General features: G+C 63.8%; 15 protein-coding genes. 7 read left to right on the forward strand and 8 right to left on the reverse strand.

Annotation, left to right across the window (positions count from 1 at the left end; translation table 11 throughout):
* The 5 genes from JN531_RS05675 to JN531_RS05695 form a co-directional block, all read right to left on the reverse strand.
* Positions 1-942 carry a dihydrodipicolinate synthase family protein gene (locus JN531_RS05675; RefSeq protein WP_228347890.1) on the reverse strand — a complete coding sequence of 314 codons (942 nt, stop codon included), beginning with the start codon at positions 940-942 and terminating at the stop codon, positions 1-3.
* Positions 943-992: 50 nt separating this feature from the next.
* On the reverse strand, positions 993-2,306 hold the full coding sequence (locus tag JN531_RS05680) for a DUF1329 domain-containing protein (protein ID WP_228347891.1): 1,314 nt from the start codon (positions 2,304-2,306) through the stop codon (positions 993-995).
* 37 nt (positions 2,307-2,343) lie between these two features.
* Positions 2,344-4,362 (reverse strand): DUF1302 family protein, encoded by a 2,019-nt coding sequence (locus JN531_RS05685; RefSeq protein WP_228347892.1) that lies wholly within the window; start codon positions 4,360-4,362, stop codon positions 2,344-2,346.
* A gap of 84 nt (positions 4,363-4,446) precedes the next feature.
* The gene (locus JN531_RS05690; protein ID WP_228347893.1) at positions 4,447-6,879 is read right to left on the reverse strand and encodes an efflux RND transporter permease subunit; all 2,433 of its coding nucleotides are present in this window, start codon (positions 6,877-6,879) and stop codon (positions 4,447-4,449) included.
* Positions 6,876-7,847, reverse strand: a complete 972-nt coding sequence (locus tag JN531_RS05695) for a WD40/YVTN/BNR-like repeat-containing protein (protein ID WP_228347894.1) — start codon at positions 7,845-7,847, stop codon at positions 6,876-6,878. The genes JN531_RS05690 and JN531_RS05695 overlap by 4 nt, the downstream gene beginning before the upstream one ends.
* Before the next feature lie 846 nt (positions 7,848-8,693).
* Between JN531_RS05695 and JN531_RS05700 the strand changes: the two genes are divergently transcribed.
* The 4 genes from JN531_RS05700 to JN531_RS05715 all read left to right on the forward strand — a co-directional run bounded on the left by JN531_RS05700 (position 8,694) and on the right by JN531_RS05715 (position 13,368).
* Complete coding sequence (locus JN531_RS05700; RefSeq protein ID WP_228347895.1) at positions 8,694-11,015, forward strand: nitric-oxide reductase large subunit; 2,322 nt, start codon at positions 8,694-8,696, stop codon at positions 11,013-11,015.
* A gap of 10 nt (positions 11,016-11,025) precedes the next feature.
* Positions 11,026-12,255: an NnrS family protein gene (locus JN531_RS05705; RefSeq protein ID WP_228347896.1), complete on the forward strand. Its 1,230-nt coding sequence runs from the start codon at positions 11,026-11,028 to the stop codon at positions 12,253-12,255.
* Entirely contained in the window at positions 12,256-12,657 is a 402-nt protein-coding gene (locus JN531_RS05710) for a SirB2 family protein (protein ID WP_228347897.1), read from the forward strand.
* Between the two features lie 174 nt (positions 12,658-12,831).
* Complete coding sequence (locus tag JN531_RS05715) at positions 12,832-13,368, forward strand: DUF6933 domain-containing protein (protein ID WP_228347898.1); 537 nt, start codon at positions 12,832-12,834, stop codon at positions 13,366-13,368.
* A 175-nt stretch (positions 13,369-13,543) separates the two neighbouring features.
* Here JN531_RS05715 and JN531_RS05720 read toward each other — a convergent pair whose 3' ends face one another.
* Positions 13,544-14,587 carry a reverse transcriptase domain-containing protein gene (locus tag JN531_RS05720; protein ID WP_228347899.1) on the reverse strand — a complete coding sequence of 348 codons (1,044 nt, stop codon included), beginning with the start codon at positions 14,585-14,587 and terminating at the stop codon, positions 13,544-13,546.
* Between the two features lie 67 nt (positions 14,588-14,654).
* Between JN531_RS05720 and JN531_RS05725 the strand changes: the two genes are divergently transcribed.
* Together JN531_RS05725 and JN531_RS05730 are read left to right on the forward strand one after the other, a co-directional pair.
* Positions 14,655-15,811 (forward strand): IS3 family transposase gene (locus tag JN531_RS05725; RefSeq protein ID WP_228347778.1). Its coding sequence is split into 2 segments (ribosomal slippage): positions 14,655-14,895 and positions 14,895-15,811, totalling 1,158 coding nucleotides; the frame shifts between segments, so codons are not numbered across the junction.
* Positions 15,812-15,819: 8 nt separating this feature from the next.
* Complete coding sequence (locus tag JN531_RS05730) at positions 15,820-16,386, forward strand: hypothetical protein (RefSeq protein ID WP_228347900.1); 567 nt, start codon at positions 15,820-15,822, stop codon at positions 16,384-16,386.
* Here the strand turns inward: JN531_RS05730 and JN531_RS05735 are convergent.
* Together JN531_RS05735 and JN531_RS05740 are read right to left on the reverse strand one after the other, a co-directional pair.
* Positions 16,376-18,103, reverse strand: coding sequence for an FAD-dependent oxidoreductase (locus JN531_RS05735; protein WP_228347901.1), 1,728 nt, complete (start codon positions 18,101-18,103; stop codon positions 16,376-16,378). The genes JN531_RS05730 and JN531_RS05735 overlap by 11 nt on opposite strands.
* Positions 18,104-18,179: 76 nt before the next feature.
* Positions 18,180-19,373 carry an acyl-CoA dehydrogenase family protein gene (locus tag JN531_RS05740; RefSeq protein ID WP_228347902.1) on the reverse strand — a complete coding sequence of 398 codons (1,194 nt, stop codon included), beginning with the start codon at positions 19,371-19,373 and terminating at the stop codon, positions 18,180-18,182.
* A gap of 303 nt (positions 19,374-19,676) precedes the next feature.
* Between JN531_RS05740 and JN531_RS05745 the strand changes: the two genes are divergently transcribed.
* The gene (locus JN531_RS05745; RefSeq protein ID WP_228347903.1) at positions 19,677-20,792 is read left to right on the forward strand and encodes a 3-ketosteroid-9-alpha-monooxygenase, oxygenase component; all 1,116 of its coding nucleotides are present in this window, start codon (positions 19,677-19,679) and stop codon (positions 20,790-20,792) included.
* Positions 20,793-20,807 lie beyond the last annotated feature (15 nt).

Raw genomic sequence — 20,807 nt, forward strand, 5'->3', positions numbered from 1 at the left:
TCAGGCTTCCTTGGTGTCATATTCGCGGTGCAGCTGTGCCCAACGCCGGCCGGACTCGCGGGCGCCTTCGAGATAAGCCTCCGGCACCAGCGTGTACGGCGGCCGGGCCGGGCCCGCGCGCATCCAGCCGGCGGCGTCCATGCGCGCCTTCTCCAGGCCGATGTTGTAGAGCGAGAACTCCTTGAACGAGCCTTGCGGGAACAGGGTCTGGTAGGTGCGGCCGATGGCGCCGGTGAGCGCCTGCGCCTGGGCCCAGTCGCCGGATTTCTTCGCCCGTTCCACTTCGTCGCGCAGCCGCAGCACTGGCGCCGGGCCGCAGACTGCGCCGCTGGTCCAGAACGCGGTGCAGGCCTCCGGCGCGATACGTGCGGCGGCGTAGTAGTCGGCGTCAATCGGCAGGAAGCGGATGCGCCCTTTGGTCAGGTTCAGATCCGCCATCAGCGCGCCGATGCCCAGGTACTTCGCGGTGATGACCTGCGGAATCTCCGCAACCTGCGCCCAGAACGGCCGCGGAAAATCGAACTTGAAGGCCTCCGGGTTGGCATAAATGCAGATCGCCGTGTCCGGGCATGCCTCGGCGACGTCGCGATAGAACTGCACCGCGGTCGGCACGTCGGGCGCGCACCACATCGGCGGTCCGAGCATGACGCCGTCAATGCCGATGTCGCGCGCCTCGCGCGTCTGGCGGATGGTCTCGCGCGTACCCAGGCTGCTGGTGCCGCCGAACAAAGGCACGCGGCCGCGCACGGTCTCGACCAGCATCCCCAGGTAGGCGCGCTTCTCCTCCCAGGTCAGCGTCGCGCACTCGCCCAGGGAGCCCAGGGTCACGATTGCATCGACCCCTGCGGCGATCAGCTTCTCGGCCGTTCGCGCGGTTTCGTCGAGGTCAACGGTGTCCTGGACGCGCCAGTCGCCGGCGTCCGGGGTCGCGGGTGTGGGCATGATCGCCCAACACCCACGAACCTCATCGACAGTGAGCAGCTGCCTGCCCATCAGGCGCCGCCGCTGCGCATGAACTGCGGGTTGAACATGCGCACGGGACTCTTGCTGCCGTCAATCTCGGTACGGAACTGCCCGGTGGTGCAGCGCTGGTTCTGCACGTCGAACATGCCGAAGCTGTCGTAGATCGCCGCAAACTTGCCCTTGTTGCTCGGCAGGTGGTGCTCGGTCGAGGTGTGGCCGATGGTCCAGGACTTCCACAACTTGTCGGCGCGGTCGTAGATCAGCGTGCGCGGCGCGACGAAAGTCTGGGAGTCGAGGTACATCACGCGGCGACCAACCGGCGAGGATTTATCAACCGGCGTCATCTCCAGTTCGTGCACCTGCCGCAGCTGCCAGGTGACGTCGGGGAAGCACTCGCCCTTTCCGGCCATTGCAACGAACTTGTAGCCGTCCGGCTGCTTGTACTCATCCGAGAGCTTCTGCTCGTTGTGGCGGTACAGCGGCATCAGCAGGGTCTTGGTTCCCTTGAACTTCCAGTTCATCTCGGCCACGCGGCCGAAGTAGCCCTCGAAGTCCTGGATCATCAGGTCGGAGCCGAGGAAGGCATCCGTGGTCTGGCTGGTCTCCAGGCGACGCACGCGGCGCTGGAAGCCCAGATACAGGTAGCCGTCGCTGGCCTTCTGATCCTGGTCGGGGAGCAGAATCATCAGCTGCGTGTCCTGTACGTCCTGCGGGCTGAAGGCCTTGCCGTAGATGCCGCGGAAGTAGTCGTTGGGGTTGGGCGAGACCGCCGGGATCGGCTCTTCGGCGACGCGGTGCTGGAAGTTCAGAAAGTTGAACTGAAATTCGACCGTGCGATCCACCTTTCCGGTGGCGGCGTTGCGGTACTTCCAGTAGAACGGCTTGATCTGGACGTTGTCGCCAGCCGAGAAGGTGTGACGGAAATTGAACGCCAGCTTGCGGCCGGCGTCGGCATCGCTGCTCGACGGCAGCTTCGGAAACGGTCGGCCGGCGATGTAGCCTTCGAGGTTGCCATCGACGATCTTGACCTTGCCTATGTTCTGCCGTGTCGCCTCCACGTACTTCGGATGCACTTCGAAGGAATCGGTGGGGCCAACCTTGATTGACGGCTGCACACCTTTCTTCAGCAGGTCATAGGTGACCGGGTCCAGCACCGCCTTGAACTGGTCGGCGTTGTTCTTGTCGATCAGGACACCGACGTTAACGCCCGCCGCCGTCGGCGCGCCGGCCTTGTAGGGGTAGAAGGCCTGGTTGATGACGTCGTCGGCGCTTTGCGCCAGCGCCGGAGCGGTGAACAGCGTGCCAGCGAGCATCGCCAATACGGATCGGGTGATTCTCTTCATCTTGGATTCCTCTCGGGGGTTTCTGCGTAGGGCCGGATCAGAAGAACTGGTAGCCCAGGGTGATAAAGACCTCGTCTTCCTTGTCCGAGGAGCCCAGGGGGCCCTGGCGGAATCGGCCCAGCGGTTCAAAGCCGGTGAGACCGATGGGGCCGGCCTCCAGCAAGGGGCCGCCGGACGAGGCGTAGGCGGTAAACGGCGGATAGGGGTTGCAGTCACGGCAGTCGTTGAACTTCTGCGCACCGTCGCCGAACTTGACGTTGGCACCGATTGAAACCTTGAAGTTCTGCGACAGCAGGTAATCCACCGAAGGCTGCATCGCGTAGGCCCCGGCCTTCCAGTCGCGCGCCATCACGAATTTCGGCTGCAGGCGGTCCTGCAGGTACCAGGTCTGTATGAAGAGCGTGGCGATCCAGTTGTCCTTCCAGTCTGGCATGCCCACCTGCCCCAGTTGACGCTGCTCCAACTCGTGGTCGAGCAGGTGCTGGCCAAAAATCTGCAGCGAGAATAGGAAGGTGCGGTTGGCGTTCAGGAACGGAATGAAGGTCAGGCGATCCAGACCGACGACGTAGCGCGCAACGCGCGACTCGCTATACAGGCTCGGCCGCAGGGTGTTGGGAAACTGCTCGCCCCAGGTCATCGCCGCCTCGATGCGCGCCACCGTCTTGATTGGCGCGATCGCAAAGTCCAGTGAGCCACCCAGCATCTTGACGCGCGGGAAAGCGATGTCGAAAGCGATCAGGTACGGCACTTGGCGCGGCTCGGTGTTGTACTGGCCCACCCCCGGCAGCAGTTCCGGCAGCTCAAGGTCCACCGGCAATAGCAGGTTGGCGAAGGGGCTAATCGCTGGCGGGCCCTCGGAGCCGCCATGCAGACTGGGCAGCTGCGAGCGATACAGCAGGCCGTTGAGCGAGAAGCTGACGTCGCCCAGCACGCCCTCGAACTTGGTACCGATCTGGGTGTTCGACAGCGTCCAGTTCGGCAGCTTGGCCTCGCGGATACCGACTTGGTTGGGGCCGAAGTCCGTCGTCATGGCCCTGCCCGGCTCCCCGAGGATTGGCGGCACCAGCGCAAAGTTGGACACCGTTCCGCCGTTGTCCCACAGGTTCTTCATGCCGCGGAAGAAGCAGCCGGCATCCAGGATGACGTTGGCGGTGCCGCATTGGCCCAGGCTGTTCGGGCGGAACTTATCGAAGTTCCATACCACCTGCCAGTTGAGGTCCTGCAGGGCCGCCACCGGGCCCATGCGATACTCTGCCGTGGCGATCCACATCGGGATGCGGATGTCCTGCAACTCGTCGTAAATATTGTTGCGGGAGAAGTCGACCGGGTTGATCACATCGAGCACGCGAAACAGATCGGTGCGGCCCCAGATCACCTGCTGCTTGCCGACACGGAAGAACAATTCCTGCTCGTTATCGCTGAACGGCGAGAAGAACATCAGCGAAGTATCGAAATAGACCTCGCGCATCCAGTCGAGACGCTCGGGCTCCGCGAACTCGGGGAAGCGCAGATCGTCTTCGTCATAGTCCATGTAGCCATTGAGGCAGCCACGCGGATCGACATTGCACGGTCGTACCGGAACGCCGAAGGCGACGCCGCCGTTGGGTCGGTGCAAAGGCTCTCCCAGTACAATCATGCCGTCGTTGGGATTGCGAGCCAGGTTGAAGCCGAACTGTCCCAGCCCCACGCCCGGCACCCCATTGAACACGCCGTATCCGAGGTTGTTGCCGCCAAAGGCGCCCTGCCCATGCGGCACACAACCCGCCGGGATCAGGCCCGAAGTGTCCTCGAGACAGATCGAGCCGCCAGCATCCTTGCCATACTGATCGGAGTTGAGATCGTAGACCGCGTCGTAGGTACCCCGCAGCTTGAAGGTAAACGAGTTGCCGATGAATGAACCGAAGTCATCGAACTCGCGGTTCCCCTCGAGCCTGACGGTGTTGCGCAGCTTCGACAGTCCCACGTCCTTGCGGTAGCGGGTGTCGTTCTCGAGGAAGCCATTGATGCGCCACTCTCCGGCCTGTCCCGCCTGCGCCACCGGACTGTGCAAGGCCATATGCCATGTGCAAAATCCAATCGCCAAGTATCCCAATGCCTTTATAGTAAAGTTCATTGCGCTCTCCTCCTTTTTTTGTCTTAGCTATTCGGTGAACGCCTGGCGGCTGCAGCCAGGCTCGGAAAGATCCGGTGATCGGGCTTCGCTGGAAACCGCCCCGGTGTGTGCGAAGGACGCCGTGACAAAACGCGGCCTGAAAGCGAGAATCCAGGCGGGCACCACGACCATCGCACCGATGGCGTTGAGCACCAGCATCACAATCAGCAGCAGTGCGGCCGAGGACTGAAAGCGCAGGTCTGAGAAGAACACCCACATGACCACACCGGCGACAAGGGTCGCGGCGGTGAACATCACCGCAAGGCCGGTGGTGCTGATGGCATGCGCCACGGCATCGGAGAGATTGCGGCCTTTTTCGATCTCGTCGCGAACGCGGTCCATGACGTAGATCGCGTAGTCGACTCCTACGCCCATTCCCACCGCGACCACCGGAATGATGTTGACGTTGATGCCGACGTTGGCGATACCCAGATAGCCGTAGCTGAGCACCGTGGCGAAGATCATCGGCAGGATCATCAGCCAGCCGGCGTGCGCCGAGTTGTAGTAGATCGCCACCATCAGGAACGATGCGATCAGCACGAAGGCCGTGACCACGACACTGTCATGGAAGTTAGCCTGGTTGATCGCGGCGTTGACGCCGACGACACCGGCCGCCGGTTCGATCGTGAAGCCCTCTATGCCCTTGCCGAAAAGCTCGGCGCCCTGCTTCGCGCGCTGCACCGCCGCCTCGATCGTCTTGGCCTGCAGATCCGGCAGGTAGAAGCTCAGGTTGGCCAGCGTCTCCTCGGGGTTGACGTACTCACGCAGGGCTCCGGGTACCGGGCTGGAGTACTCAAAGGCGTACATCAGGCTGCCGACGCCGCGCGCATCTCCGGGAATCTGCAGCCAGCGCGGATCGCCCTCGTGGGTCAGACGGTTGACCTGCTTCACCAGGTCAGGGAGCCCATTTGCCGCCCCCACCACCGACTCTTCGAGCATGTAGCGCTCGAATTTCTCCATGGCGGCCATCGCCTCAGGCCTGCGCAAGCCCTCGCGCTCGCTGGAGCGGGCCACCACGAACAATTCCTCGCTGCCGGGGAAGCGCTCCGAGATCAGGTGCGCCGAGCGGTTGTAGTCGTGGTCACGCTGAAGAATCGGTGATCCAGGCTCGGACTCTCCGAACTGCACCTGGGTCGCACCCCATGCGCCCAGCCCCACCAGCGCCAGGGCGCCCAGTAGCACCGCACGGCCGACGCCGGGGCTGGAGACCGGCTCCACTATCCGGTGCAGCGTCGCCGAAGTCTGGTCGCGGCTGTTCTCGGTGCGCCGGGGCTGCGGTAGCACGGTCAGCGCCAGCGGCACCATGAAGTGCACTGTGAAGATCACCGAGAAGGCCCAGAAGCCGGCAAAGGCGCCGAGATGCTTGTGGAACGGCGCCGCACCGATCGCTACCGCGGCGATACCGATGGCGTCGACGATGATCGCCAGCGAGCCCGGGCGGAACAGCGCGTCCAATGCATTGCGTGCAGCCTGGCGACCGTTCTGGGTGCGCGCCAGTTCGTAGTAGTAGCGTTCGACCAATTGCACCCCGTGTGAGGTCGCACGGGCGGCAATCAGAAAGGGTATCGGCATCGACAGTGGATCGAGATGAATGCCGACCAGATTCATGAAGCCCAGGCCCCATGCCGAGGACAGGAGAATGCCCAGCAAGGGCAGCACGATGCCGTAGAGGCGGCGGAAGTATCCCGCCAGCAACAGGACAATCAGGGCCGCGGTGTACAGCAGAATCTCGACGATCTGCGGCAGATAGGTGTAGACCCAGCCGGTCAGCACCGGGTTTCCGACCGCATGGATGCGCAGGCCGTCGCGTGCTTCCGCCTCGCGGATTTTCTGCAGCCCGGCGAAGGCCTCGATCAGTTCGTCGGAGGTCGAACTGTTCATCTGTGCCCGGATGATCGCCACTTTGCCATCGGCAGACACCAGGCGTCCGCTGATGCGCGGGTCCGCCTGCACCTGCGATTGCAAGGCCTTGAGTTGCGCCGCCGTCAGGGTCTCGGCATTAGGGTCATAGTAGGGCTCGGAGCGGATCGTGCCGGCCTCGTTGATATAGACCCGGCGCGTCGTGCGATGGGTGATGCTGGCCACGAGGTTGTGATTGACGCCGGGCAGCATGTCGATGCCCTGGGTGATGCGTTCGATCGCGGCGAGTGTTTCGCTGTTGAAGATCGTGCCCTGCTCGACCTCCACCGCAACCGTGATGACATTGGCGCCACCGAAGATCCCGCGCACCTCGTTATGCAGCTGGATATAGGGATGCTGCTGCGGCAGGAGGTCCTCGAAATCCGAAGCCATCTTCATGCCGGGGATCTGGCTGGCGAAGAACGCCGACAGACCAAGAATCAGCGCGAGCACGAAGCGCGGGCTGGCAAAAATCCACTCTTCGCCCCGCTGCAGCGCGACGATTATCTTCTGGCGGATCATTGGACCCCCTGCGGTTCGATGCTCACCATCGCTGGCGTGCTGGCGCCGGAACCGCCGACCACGATGAGGGACGAGCGCTCCGGCACGGCGATACCGCCGCGCAGGTAACCGCTGCCCGAGGTGGGGCTCGGCAGGACCCGCCATGTGCCGTCGGATCCGCGCTGCTGGACCAAACCGAGTTCGCCAACGGCAAACAGGTGGCCATGACCGCCCGACAGAAAGCCGTACATCGGCACACCGGCGGCATTCGGCTCCGATGTCCAGCTATGGCCGCCATCGCGGGTGCCGAGGATGATTCCGCCGCGGCCCGTCAGCCAGCCGGTATCGGTGTCTGTGAACCAGGCGTCGAAAGCGTAGAAATCGTCCGGAACGGGGGGCAGCATCTGCCAGCTGGCGCCGCCGTCACTGCTGCGCGCAACGATGCCAAACTCTCCGGCAACAACCGCGTGGCCGGCGTCGAGGAAACGGATGGTGGTGAGGATCGCGTCCTCGCCGAACTCGGTCTTCTGCCAGCTCTCGCCGCGATCGCTGCTATGCAGCACCGTGGAATAGGTTCCAACAACCCAGAATCCACCGTCCGGCGCACACGCCAAGGCCATAGGGGTGAAGTCCTCGGGCATCGAGCCCTCGGCGAGGCGCCAACCGCTACCTTGTGCGTCCCCGGTCCAGACATGACGATGGAAGTCGAGCGCAACGAAGCTCTCGTCAGCGCAAGCCGCGACGTCAATCAGCGCCGCCCGCCTCTCGAGCTTTTGCGCCTCCCAGGTCTTGCCGGAATCGGTCGAACGGGACAGCACGTCATTGCCGACGGCCACAATTGCCCGGCCATTGGAAGCAATTTTCTGCAGGTCGTCTGCGACATGCGCGGCGCCATGAACGATTGGCGAAAAGGCGGCAGCCGATGCAAAGATGGCCAGGATCGCGCAGGGCAATCCACGATGGGGCGCCAGCGGCGCGCGACGGCTCATTGCTGAGTCTCCTCCGAGTAGTTTTAAACTGCGGAAGGAGAATCAGTGAAGCAGCGATATAAGTGAACCCAATTGCGGGAATGATCGCCATCATTCAGATGAATAATCTAGTGTCACCACCGGTCGACAAAGGGCACTACGTTTTTGCATGAAGAAGTGGATCTCGGAGTAACATATTTTTTTGCGCCTGCTTAACCGGTTGACTAGAACCGCATTCGGCGCCTGCCGAGGAGGCGGGCGATCGCGATCGCCTAGGCCTTCCCTACCGAGGCCTGTCAGCAATTGAGGCGAATCGATGTGGCGGTCTGGCTTGACCGTAAGCGGGCCGCGCGTTGCTCTGTTACTCCGATCAGGCGACGGCACAAGCGAAATGACTCTCAGCGCAGCTTCTTCCCCGCTTAGTTGGCCTAGTCAGCGCACCCTCAGTTAGCGCTTGACTGCTCGCATGTAGGCCATTACCGCAGTTCGACCTCTCGCTTCCCGACCACCCGAAGCCTGCTTTCGGCGAAGTGACTCAATCGGCACGACAGAGACGATCACCCCCGCTCTACCGGTGATAAGGGCGTGTTGTCGTATGTCGCCTGCGGCGCCAACATCGGCCGTTGCGCTGCCCAGCTTCACCGGCTCAATCGTGCCAAGTCCGGCCATTGGCAGCCGGCAGCTTCCGGAAAGTGTGTACCCAGGTGAGAAGCAGCCCATGGCGCCCGGGCATTGCCGCACACGAGGTCACTCATTTGCTGCTCTTGCAGTAGCCCCTCATCGGAGTATGGTTCGCAGTTGATGGGAGGTGCTCACTACGAGTTCCGATAGGGCACGTATATGTAATCCACGAGTGGAGAAATCAATATGGGCAACACTCGGAAGCTCTGGGCCAGCCTTGCTGTACTGCTGATCGTCTCATTCGCAGTGCTTCTATGGGCCGGCGGGGAGATTTTCCGGGCCGCTCCGCCCATGCCGGAGCGCGTCGTCGACGCCCAGGATAGCGAAGTCTTCACGCGCAGCGACATCGAGCGTGGTCGACAGGTCTGGCAGTCCTTCGGCGGCATGCAGCTCGGCTCGATCTGGGGGCACGGTGCTTACGTGGCGCCCGACTGGAGCGCGGACTGGCTGAACCGGGAGGCGCGCGCCGTACTCGACATCTGGGCGTCTCGCATTCACGACTCGAGCTATGCGCAATTAGCCGGCGACGAGCAGGCCGCGCTGCGAGGACGGCTCCAGGAGATGATGCGGCGCAATACCTATGATGCGTCGACGCAGACCATCACTCTGACCGCGGACCGCGTCGCTGCCATCGGCATCGTGCAGGCACACTACGAAAGCCTGTTCGGATCGGATCCCGACACCGCCGAACTGCGCGAACACTATGCGATGCGCAACGACACCGTGGGCACGGCCGAGAACCGCCGCGCGCTGACGGCGTTCTTCTGGTGGACGGCATGGGCAGCGACGACGGAGCGCCAGCAGGCCGTTGAACTGGTCCCGACGCAAAGCGGCGTCACCCCCAAGAAGGTCACCTACACCAACAACTGGCCATCGGAACCGCTGGTAGGCAACACCCCGCCGCCGCCGCTGTGGGTCTGGTCGGCTTTCAGCGTGCTGTTCCTGTTGGCCGGCATCGCGCTACTGGGCTGGCATTACGCAGTCACGCATGGCCCGGCAACGGAATCGTCGCCGAAGCCCGCTTCCGATCCGTTCGCGTTGTTGCGTATCACACCCTCGATGCGAGCGACCGCCAAGTACTTCTGGATCGTGCTGGCCCTGTTCCTCGTGCAGATCCTGTTTGGCGCGGTCACCGCACATTTCCAGGTGGAAGGACAGGACGCGTACGGATTCCCGCTGTCGGAGTACCTTCCCTACTCACTGGCGCGAACCTGGCACACACAACTCGCCGTGCTCTGGATCGCGACCGCCTGGCTTGGCACGGGGCTCTATATCGCACCGGCGCTATCGGGGCACGAGCCCAGGTTCCAGCGATTCGGTGTCAACTTCTTGTTCGTCTCTCTGCTGATCATCGTCGTCGGCTCGTTCGCGGGTCAGTGGATGGCGGTGATGCAGAAGCTAGGGCTCGAACGGAACTTCTGGTTCGGTCATCAGGGCTGGGAATACGCCGACATGGGCCGGTTCTGGCAGTGGTATCTGTTCATCGGACTGCTGCTGTGGCTGGTGCTGGTCGCGCGTGCGCTCTGGCCGGTGCTCCGCAATCCGGCCGCGGAAACGCGTTCCATCACCGCGCTACTGTTCCTGTCGACGGTCGCGATCGGCCTGTTCTTCGGCGCGGCGTTGATGTGGGGCGAGCACACGCATATCTCCGAGGTCGAATACTGGCGATGGTGGCTGGTGCATCTGTGGGTGGAAGGCTTCTTCGAGGTCTTCGCCGCCGCGGTGATGGCGCTGATCTTCACGCGGCTCGGCCTTGTGCGCGTCGATACTGCAACCGTCGCAGTCTTGTTCGCGACGATCATCTTCATGGCGGGCGGCGTGCTCGGCACGTTGCACCATCTCTACTTCGTCGGGACACCGATTGGGGTCGTGGCGCTCGGTGCCAGCTTCAGCGCCCTGGAAGTCGTGCCGCTGGCCTACATCGGCTTTGAGGCCTACCAGACCTACAAGTACGGCGAGGCGGCGCCGTGGATGGTCCGCTACCGCTGGCCGGTGATGTTCTTCCTTGCCGTTTCGTTCTGGAACCTGGTCGGGGCTGGGCTGTTCGGTTTTCTGATCAATCCGCCGCTTTCGCTGTACTACATGCAGGGTCTGAACCTGACGCCGCTTCATGGCCATACGGCACTGTTCGGCGTCTACGGCATGCTCGGCATTGCGCTCGTTCTGTTCTGCCTGCGCGGACTGCGCGGGCAGATGCACTGGAACACCAAGCTGCTGGGCATAGCCTTCTGGGCGCTCAACATCGGTCTGGCGCTGATGGCGCTGCTGACCCTGCTGCCGCTGGGCACGCTGCAGTTACTCGCCGCGATCGAACACGGCTATGCCTACGCGCGCTCTGCCGAGTTCATGGGCAAGCCGATCGTCGAACTGCTCGTGTGGCTGCGCGTACCCGGCGACGTGGTGTTCAGCATCGGCGCCGTCGCACTGGCCTGGTTTGTGGTTCGTCTGTGGATCGCGCCCAAGCCGGAAGCGGTAGAAGACGCAGAAGCCGGCAAGTCGGTGTTGTAGGCCGGAGACGATGAGCGACCAGGAGCGGAACCCCGTCTCCTTGCAGCAACTCGGTGCGGCGCCGCATCGACTGCTGTTCTTTGTCGGTGCAAGCAACGTTCTGCTCGCGATGGTGTGGTGGACGGCGTGGCTTGCGTCGCAGACCTTCGGCTGGGCGCTGCCGCAACCGGGCGTCTATGCAGGTTGGCTGCACGCATTCGTCATGCAGTACCAGATGCTGCCGAGTTTCATCTTCGGATTCTTGCTGACGGTCTTCCCGCGCTGGATGCAGCTTCCGGAGCTGCCCCGCGCGCGCTATCTGCCGGTTGGCATTGGCCTGTTCGGCGGACAACTGCTGACGCTCGTGGGCGCACTCGGATGGAAATCCGGCATCGCCGCCGGCTGGGCGCTGACCTGCCTGGGCTGGCTGGCCGGACTCCACGCGCTGATTCCGCATCTGTGGCGCGAGCCCGGCAGGACCTGGCATGCGCGCTCCTGCGCCCTGGCGCTGTGCTTAGGCGTCGCCGGACTTGCCGCGTTCGGCGGCTTCCTCGGCGGAGCTCCGCCCATCTGGATGCAGGCGAGCGCCCAGATCGGCACCTTCGGGTTGCTGACGCCGATCTACCTCACCGTCGCGCACCGTATGTTTCCGTTCTTCGCCGGCAATGTGGTGGCCGGATACATTCCCTGGCGCCCGTTCTGGGTGCTCGGGGCGATGTGGGTGTTGTGCCTTGGTCACCTGGCCATCGCGCTGATATCCGGGTACCGATGGCTCTGGCTCGTCGACATCCCCTTGCTTGGACTCACGGCGCTGCTTGTGTGGCGCTGGTGGCCGCGCGCGAAGGACGGCGCGCAGGTTCCGGCGCTACTGCGCGTGCTGTTCATCGGCTTGTTGTGGCTGCCGGTGACTTTCACGCTCTACGCCATTCAGAGCGTCGGCTACTACATGGATGGCGTGGTTCTGCTTGGACGGGCCCCGGCGCACGCGCTGTTCGTCGGTTTCTTCGGCAGTGTGCTGGTTGCGATGGTCACCCGTGTCACCCAAGGGCATTCCGGGCGGCCTCTGGTGCTGCCCCGCATTGCGACCTTCGCCTTCGTGTCGATACAAGGCGTCGCGCTGCTTCGCATCGCCGCCGAGTTTCATGCCGGCTACGCGATGCAGGCCCTCGCGGGCCTGGGCTGGGTATTGGCACTGGCCCCGTGGGCCGTCTGGGCGGGACGTACCTATCTCGCGCCGCGTGCCGACGGAAAACCCGGCTGAATGATTGAGTTCTACGCGCAGATCAAGCTGGTCCACATCGGCGCGGTGCTGATCAGCGGCAGCCTCTTCCTCGTCCGCGGCGGGTTGGTCATGGCCGACAGGCAGGTGTGGGCGCTTGCCGCGCCGATGCGCTACAGCAGCTATGCGATCGACACGATCCTGCTGACGGCCGCCCTGATGCTGGTGTCCATCCTGCCGAGCGCCATGTTCGCCAATGGATGGCTCGCGATGAAACTTGCGTTGCTGGTGCCTTACGTGCTCGCCGGCACCATTGCGCTGCGCCGCGGCCGGACCCCGAAGGTTCGCTGGATTTCTTATACGCTCGCCCTGGCTTCGTTCGCGATGATGTACTCCGTCGCGCGAAGCCACGATCCGTGGGGAGCCCTCCGGATACTTCTGTAACACTGAGCGTCCGCTTTTGACCCGCCAATGCCTCAAGCTCGATGACCACTTCGGGCTGAAGTGAGTCCATCAGGATCTGGCGCCGACCGTCCGGTCCCGAGCGGCCCGCCGCTCGCCCCCCACAATACCGGCCTCACAATGGCCCTCACCCTAACCCTGTGCGAAGCTCGCGCCATGACAGTGCTCAGATGTACCGCGAAGCTTCTCAAGGCGATGAGGACTCCGTGGCGCGCCGGCGCCGCAGCTGAGGAGACGGTCACGCGGCTTGGCGACTGGACTGCCAATCTGATTCAGGCAGGCCGGAAAAAAGTGATACTGGTCATGAACGACCAGACACGCCACTTGGTAGTGATTGATGCCGCGCCCTTCGCAACCGTTCCGCAGCGCTTCTTGCTCTCGCTGCATAAGTCGCTAGTCACACTCGGAGTGCCCGCCGACCTTGCTGCCGACGAGATAGCCGGGATGAAGCCAGTGCTCATCGAGCCTGCGAAATCCAGGTCGGTTCTGAGCGCCATCAGTCAAGTCGCCTGGCGCCTCGAACTGGAGGTCCGCGATGGCATGCGTTCGGCAGAACAGCTGACCAATTACCTTTCCGACAACATCACGACGATCAACGGCAAGCTCGATTTTCCGATTGATCACGTCCGGAAAGCCTTTGGCCTCGAAAAGGGGCCGCGGGCGAAGGGGATGCCCGGCGTCACTCTGCAGTAGCCCGAAGTCGTTCCAAGTAGAGTCGAGATGTGGCGCGGCGGCGGTAGGTTCGGGTTGTCTGTTGCCGCCCCTTTCGTCTGACGGTGCCCAAGTACCTTCACCGTAACTCCGTTTCCACATCCCGCTCATCGAACCGGACGTGCGGATTTCCCGCATCCGGCTCTCGGACAAGGACTCATGCGTTCGCCCACGGACGGTTGCGCGGCTTGGTTCTCAGGCTGATCAGACCCAGCGTCTCGTACTGGTAGTCGAACGAGTAGCGCATGGTCGCCTTTGGAACCTTGTGTTTGTCGCACAGCCACCAGCGAAGCCGCAGCGCGGTGTGCCGGTCAATGGCTCGGTATGCTTTGCCAACGGGGCCGATGCAGAAATAGTTGGCCCAGCCGACGAGCATCCGATTCAACCGCCCCACGATGTATTCCGTCTCAAGCAAGGCCCGGTTGATGTGGGCCTCGGCGCTGATGGCTTGCATCAGACGCCGGATGCTCTTCTTCGACGGCCGCGTGCCCAGATAGGAACGGCCGGTCACCTCCGAATAGCACCGCTCGAACGTATATCCCAGAAAGTCGAAGCGACCTTGCGGCAGCCGACAGATGTGCGTCTTGTCCTCGTTCACCCTCAATTTCAGTCGTCCGACCAGTTGCCGCAACGCATTCAACGCCTCATCGGCGTCGCGTGCGCAGCAGATGACCATGTCGTCGGCGTAGTTGACGATGCGAGCGGCGTACCGCCGCTCGAGGCCTAACCGCTTCCACGCGAGAATCAGCCGCCTCATGTAGAGGTTGCTGAGCAGTGGTGAAATCGGCGCGCCTTGAGGCGTCCCCCGGCTGCTGTCGCGATTGACGGTCGTCCGCTGCGTACGTCCCCGCCTGCCGGTCTCTTCGACCGGCGCATCGAGCCACATCTGGATCAGATGCAGCACGTGCCGGTCGACTACCCGGCGCGCGACCGATCGCATGAGCTCGGCATGCGGGATGCTGTCAAAGTAGCCGGAGAGATCGGCGTCGATGACCTGCGTGTGACCTCGCGTCAGCCAGCCGTGCACCTGCTGGACGGCGCTGAGCGCGCTGTGCCCCCTTCGATACGCGTGCTGCTCGGGTGGCAGGTCGGCCTCGGAGATGGTATCCAGCACCATCATCAAAGCGGTCTGCACCACGCGGTCACGGATCGTCGGGATACCCAGCGGCCTTTGCTTGCCGTCCGGCTTGGGGATGTACACCCGCCGGGTTCTACCCCGATAGCACGGACACTTTCGAGAAGGCCGACAATGGCCAAAAGGAGTGTTCATGTCGAAGCGAAGGAAGTTCAGCCCGGAGTTCAAGCGCGGGGCTGTTGAGCAGTGCCGCCAGCCGGGTGTGAGTTGCGCGCAGGTCGCCCGGGAGTTGGGCATCCGGGACAGCCTGCTAACCCGCTGGAAGCGCGAGATTGAGGGCCAAGGGCAAGTCGCCTTTGGTGGCACGGGCACCGCCCGCGATGAGGAGCTGGCGCGGCTCAAACGCGAGCTTGCCCGGGTGAAGAAGGAGCGGGATTTTTTACGCGAAGCGGCGACGTTCTTTGCCAAGGGGTCGTCCTGAGATATCAGGCGATCGAGCGTTGCCGCGATGATTTCCCTGTTCGCCTGATGTGCCGCTGCCTGCGGGTGTCGCCGAGCGGTTATTACGGCTGGAGTACGCGCCAGCCCAGCGCACGTCAGGTCGACAACGATCGACTGCTTGCACGCATCCGTGAGCTTCACGAAGACAGCCGTGGCGTTCTGGGTGCGCCTCGCATGCAGGAGGATCTTGCCGAAGAAGGTGAGACTGCCAGCGTCAATCGCGTGGCTCGCCTGATGGCGCTGCACGGCGTGCAGGGCTGGCCGCGCAGGAAACGGCGCGGCCCGCGCGGTCAGCCGGGGCTGCCGCCACCTGGCGTGCGCAATCTGCTGGAGCGGGATTTCAATGCTTTGGAGCCCGAGACCAAGTGGGTGACCGACATCACCGAGATCAAAACCGACGAGGGCAAGCTGTATCTATGCGTCGTCCTCGACCTGTTCAGCAAGCTCGTGATCGGGTGGTCGATGCATCACCGGCAGGACCGTCAGATGGTGATCCGGGCCGTCGAAATGGCGATCTGGCAACGTCAGGGCGGATGGTCAGTGATCCTACATTCGGATCGCGGCAGCCAATTCCGCAGCAGTGACTATCAACGCTATCTGACCAGGAACACGCTGCTGTGCTCAATGAGTGCCGTTGGCCATTGCGGAGACAACGCTGCCTGCGAGGGCTTCTTCGGCATGCTCAAGCGGGAGCGCACGCACCGTGTGAAGTATCCGACGCTCGATGTCGCCAAGGCGGATGTGTTCGACTACATCGAGCGATTCCACAACCCGAGAATGCGGCGTAGAGTCGCCAAGCAGGATCAGAAGTTTTCAGCTCTTTCCAAACCGTCCGTGGTTACGGGGTAGAACCCGTGATGACCTCGGCAGGGCCGCAGGCGCAACGCTACGACTTTCCCGGCACCGCCGACTGTGCCACCTGCCACAACGCCACCGCGGGCTTCGTGCTCGGGCTGGAAACCGGGCAGATGAACCGTGCGCTGGCGTATCCGCTGGCGGTCGACAACCAGCTGCGGACACTGGATCACATCGGGCTGTTCGATTCGCCGCTGGAGGGCGCGGATCGCTACCCGCGCTGGCCCGATCCGACCGATGCCGTGGCACCGTTGGACGCCCGCGCCCGCGCCTATCTCGCGGCCAACTGCGCCCAGTGTCACAACCCCGACAATACCCTGCCGGTCACCTTGAACCTGCGCTACAGCGACGACCCGGCGGACCTGGAGGCCCTCGGCAGGGCACCCCTGGCCGGCGATCTCGGCGTGGCAGACGCCCGCATCATCGCCCCCGGTGATCGCCATCGCAGCACCCTGTGGCTGCGCATGAACCGCCGCGGCGAGGGGCAGATGCCGCCGCTGGCCACCCACGTGGTGGATGCCGCGGCGGTGGATCTGATCGGCGACTGGATCGACAGCCTTACGCCGTGACCGTCGGCGCCACCGGCTGGCGTGCGAGGTCGCGCGCGGCCAGATAACCGAAGGTCATCGCCGGGCCCAGCGTGGAACCTGCGCCCGCGTAGGTCTTGCCCATCACTGCGGCCGAGGTGTTGCCGGTGGCGTAGAGCCCCTCGATGACGCCGCCATCCTCCCGCAGCACCCGCGCATGCTCATCCGTGAGCAGGCCGCCCTTGGTGCCGATCTCGCCGGGGTCGAGCCGGATGGCGTAGAACGGACCGTCGGTGAGCGGTCCCAGACAGGGGTTGGGCTGGTTCTGCGGATCGCTGTAGTAGCGATCGATGGCGGTGGTGCCCTTGTGGAAATCAGGGTCTTCGCCTTTCACCGCATGGGCATTGAAGCGTTCGATGGTGGCGGCCAGCCCCTGGGCGTCGACACCGATCTTGGCCGCCAGCGCCGCCAGGCTGTCGGCGCGGTAGTAGACCTTGTCGAGCCAGTCCTTGGGCAGCGCCGAGTCCGGCTGCATCTGGCCGGGCAGGAACAGGCCGGCTGGGTATTTCTTGCGGAACTGGGCGTCGAAGATGAACCAGGCCGGCACCGCGCCGTTGCCTTTGGCATCGTCGGCATACATGGCGGTTACCACGTCCGGATAGGCCGCCGCTTCATTGACGAAACGCTGGCCCTTGCGGTTGACGATGACGCAGCGGGGCATCGCCCTTTCGACAAAAAGGGTGGTCTGCGAACTGGCGCCCGGTACGTGCACGGTGGGCGAGCCCCACACCAGGTTCATGAACCCGAGGCCGGCGCCCAGGGCCTGTCCGGCACGGATGCCGTCGCCATGATTGATCGGCGGCGCACCGGTCCACGCCACTTGGGTCGGATGCGGCAGGTACTGCTCACGCATCTGCTGGTTGGACTCGAAACCGCCGCTGGCGAGAATCACGCCGCGGCGGGCCCGCAGGCGAATGGCACGCCCCCCGCGCTGCGCCACGACGCCGGTCACGCGGCCATTGTCGTGCACCAGGTCGGTCAAGCCGGTCTCCAGCCACAGGGGCACCTGTTGCTGCTGCAGCGCATACCGCAGCTGACCGACCAGCGCCTGGCCCAGCGTCATGCGGCGGTCGCGTTTGGTCTTGAAGCGCCACCCCAGATCCAACCAGTAGCGCAGCATCATCTTCATGATGAGGCCGATCCAGCCCTTGCCCTTGGTGAACAGGGTGTGGGCCTCGACCTGGTTCATCGACAGGCGGCCCATCACCTGGGTGCCCTTGAACGGCGGTCGTTGGCGGTCGAATTCCTCGCCCAACAGGGCTGCGTTGAACTCCACCGGCTCCATCGAGCGGTGACCGTCGAGGCCACCCGGCTTGTCCGGATAGTAGTCCGGATAGAGCGGCACGCTGCGAAAGCGCACGCCAAACTGGCGGGCGAGGTGGCGCACCATCTCCGGGGCGTTCTGCAGGTAGGCGGCAATACGCGACTCGGGGACTTCCCCTTCGGTCAGCAACTTCACGTAACCCAGCGCGGCCTCGTAGGAATCGCGGCCACCGTTCTTCTCGATGTCGTCGTTGCAGGGAATCCAGATGCCGCCGCCGGACACCGCCGAGGTGCCGCCGTAGAACTCGGATTTCTCGATGACCAGCGCCTTGAGACCCTCACCGGCGGCGCACAGTGCCGCGGTCATGCCGCCGGCCCCGGAGCCGACCACCACCACGTCAAATTCCTCGTCCCAGATCTGCGTGGGTTCGTTCATGCCCATGGTCCCCTCCCGAAAAAACAAACCCCTCCCGGGTGACCCGGAGAGGGGTGGTACGCGACCATCGTCGCGATCAGATGAAAAAGTCGGTGTTCTCGCGGCCGAGCAGTGCACCGCCGAAGTTGCGCCCAAACACGTCCGGGTTGTTGGCATAGTGCGCGCGTGCCGAGAGAATGTCGGTGAAGAAGCGCACCAGCGGGAAGTCGGTGAAGATGCCGCGGCCACCGCAGGCGGAATGCAGCTTGTAGGCGTGCTCGCAGCAGCGGTCCACCACCTGCGCCGCCTGGTAGCGGAAGTGCAGGCGACGTTCGACACTCACCGGCTCGCCCTTGACGGCCGCGGCCTTGAGTTCGGTGAAGTTGCGGTCCAGTGCCAGGCGCATTTCATCGGCGGCGACGCTGGCATTGGCCACCGCCATCTGCGCCGGCACCTGTTCGGAGGTCTTGGCGCCCATGTTGCCGGTCCAGTTGCCGCCGAATTCCTTGAAGCACTCGATCATGCCCTCCAGCCCGCCGATGGCGGCGGTGGACACGGCGCGAACAAAGATCTGGCCGAACGGCAACTGGTACAGCGGCGCGGTGAAGGTGTCACGGCCCGGGTTGGTGCCCATGAAGCCATCGCTGGCCTTGTGGGTCCGGTACTCGGGGACGAATACGTCTTCGACCACGATGTCGTTGGAGCCGGTGGCCTTGAGCCCCATGGTGTGCCAGGTGTCGACCACCTTGAAATCCGACTTCGGCAGCAGGAAGGTCCGGTATTCCGGCGGCTGGCCCTCATTGAAGATGAGCCCTCCGAGAAACACCCAGTCGCAATGTTCGATACCGCTGGAGAAACCCCAGCGCCCGCTGAAGCGGAATCCGCCCTCGACCGGTGTCACCTGACCCTTGGGCATGTAGGTGGAGGCGATCAGGACGGAATGGTCACCGCCACCCCAGACATCCTCGGCCGCCTTGGGGTCGAACAGGGCGATCTGCCAGTTGTGCACGCCGACCACCCCGTAGACCCAGGCGGTGGACATACACCCCTTGGCCAGTTCCATTTGGACGTCGTAGAACACCTGCGGGTCCATCTCGTAGCCGCCATAGCGCTTGGGCTTGAGCACCTCGAAAAAGCCCGCTTCCTGCATGTCGGCGATGGTTTCTTTCGGGATCGCCCGCGCCGCGTTGGCGGCCTCGGCACGCTCGGCCAGCTTCGGTGCGAGTTGCCGCGCCCGCTGAACCAGGACATCGGGGGTGATCGGAACGGCTTTCGCGCTGGAGGCCTGCATGGTGAAATCCTCGACAACAGGGCGGCCACAGCAGAGGGGCGCCCAAGAATGGAGTGGAGCTGCATTTCCGCAGGAAACCGCAGATTGAACATCGTCCGAAATGAGTACCAGCCAGAACCTGTACAAATCGGGCAAAAACCGACGCCACCGCTGACGTCGCGGTCACTCAAACGGGTGATGCAGACGCCCCGGACGGCCACCGACACTGCGCGCAGCTGGAGCGGCCCTGAACACCCGCTGCCGACGATTTCTTTCATGCAACCCGCCACGAGCGCGAAGCGCGGCGGCACCGGAGTCCCTCACATGGCAACGTCCCGCGAGTACGGCCTTGGCGAATTCACCTTCCCCCGTGGCTGGTTCATGGTCGCCGAGAGCGCGAAGGTCACCGACAAGCCCATGGGCGTGAAGTATTTCGGCCAGGAGTTCGCGCTATATCGCGGCAAGGAAAGCGGCCGCGTCATTCTGCTCGATGCCTACTGCCCGCACATGGGGACCCACCTCGCACGCAATAGCACCAGCTATGTCGCCCAGGATGGCCCGGTGGAGGGCGACTCCATCCGCTGCCCGTACCACGCCTGGCGCTTCGGCCCCGATGGCAAGTGCAATCACATCCCCTACTCCAACGGCCCCATCCCGCCCGCCGCCAAGGTGCGCTCGTGGCCGGTCAAGGAGCATCTGGGCGCCGTGTTCGTCTGGCACGACCCCGAAGGCGGTGAGCCCGACTACGAGTTGCCGGTCATTCCCGAGTGCAGCGACCCCAGCTGGGTCCCCCTGGCCTTCGACGATCTCGGGGTGGTGGAGAGCCACACCCAGGAAATTGTCGACAACATCACCGATGTCGCCCATTTCGGGCCGGTGCACGGGTCGATCACCCAATACTTTGAAAACGAGTTCAAGGGGCATATTGCGGTGCAGCGCATGGGCGGCGGTCACCGCACCCTGACCACTGCTGGAGGGCCGATGCTGGAGACCGAAGCGGTGTACCACGGCCCCAGCCTGCTGATCACCAAGATGAGCGGCACCCACGATTCCTACATCTACATCGCCCATACACCGGTGGAAGACGGCTCGGCCTATGTGTGGCACGGCCTGATGGTGAAATCGCCCACCGGCCAACCGCAGTACACCGCGGAAGACACCGAGATCGCCCGTCAGTACCAGGCGATGGCGCTGGCCGCCTTCGCGCAGGACTTCGAGGTGTGGCGGCACAAGCGCCCCTGCATCAAGGGGCTGTTCGTGCAGGGCGATGGTGCCTTCCTCAAGCAGCGCGCCTGGTACAAGCAGTTCTACAACCCGCGGGCGATGAAACGCGAACTGCTGCAAGCGGTCGAGGGTGTGCACCGGGCGCGCGGCATGGACGGCGCCCCACCGGAAGCTGTCAAGCCGGTGCCGGTGGCAGCAGAAGAAGTGGTGAGCTGACCCCTGATGGCGGCC

The organism is Flagellatimonas centrodinii (genome assembly GCF_016918765.2).
In the GTDB taxonomy this organism is placed as follows: Bacteria; Pseudomonadota; Gammaproteobacteria; order Nevskiales; family Nevskiaceae; genus Polycyclovorans; species Polycyclovorans centrodinii.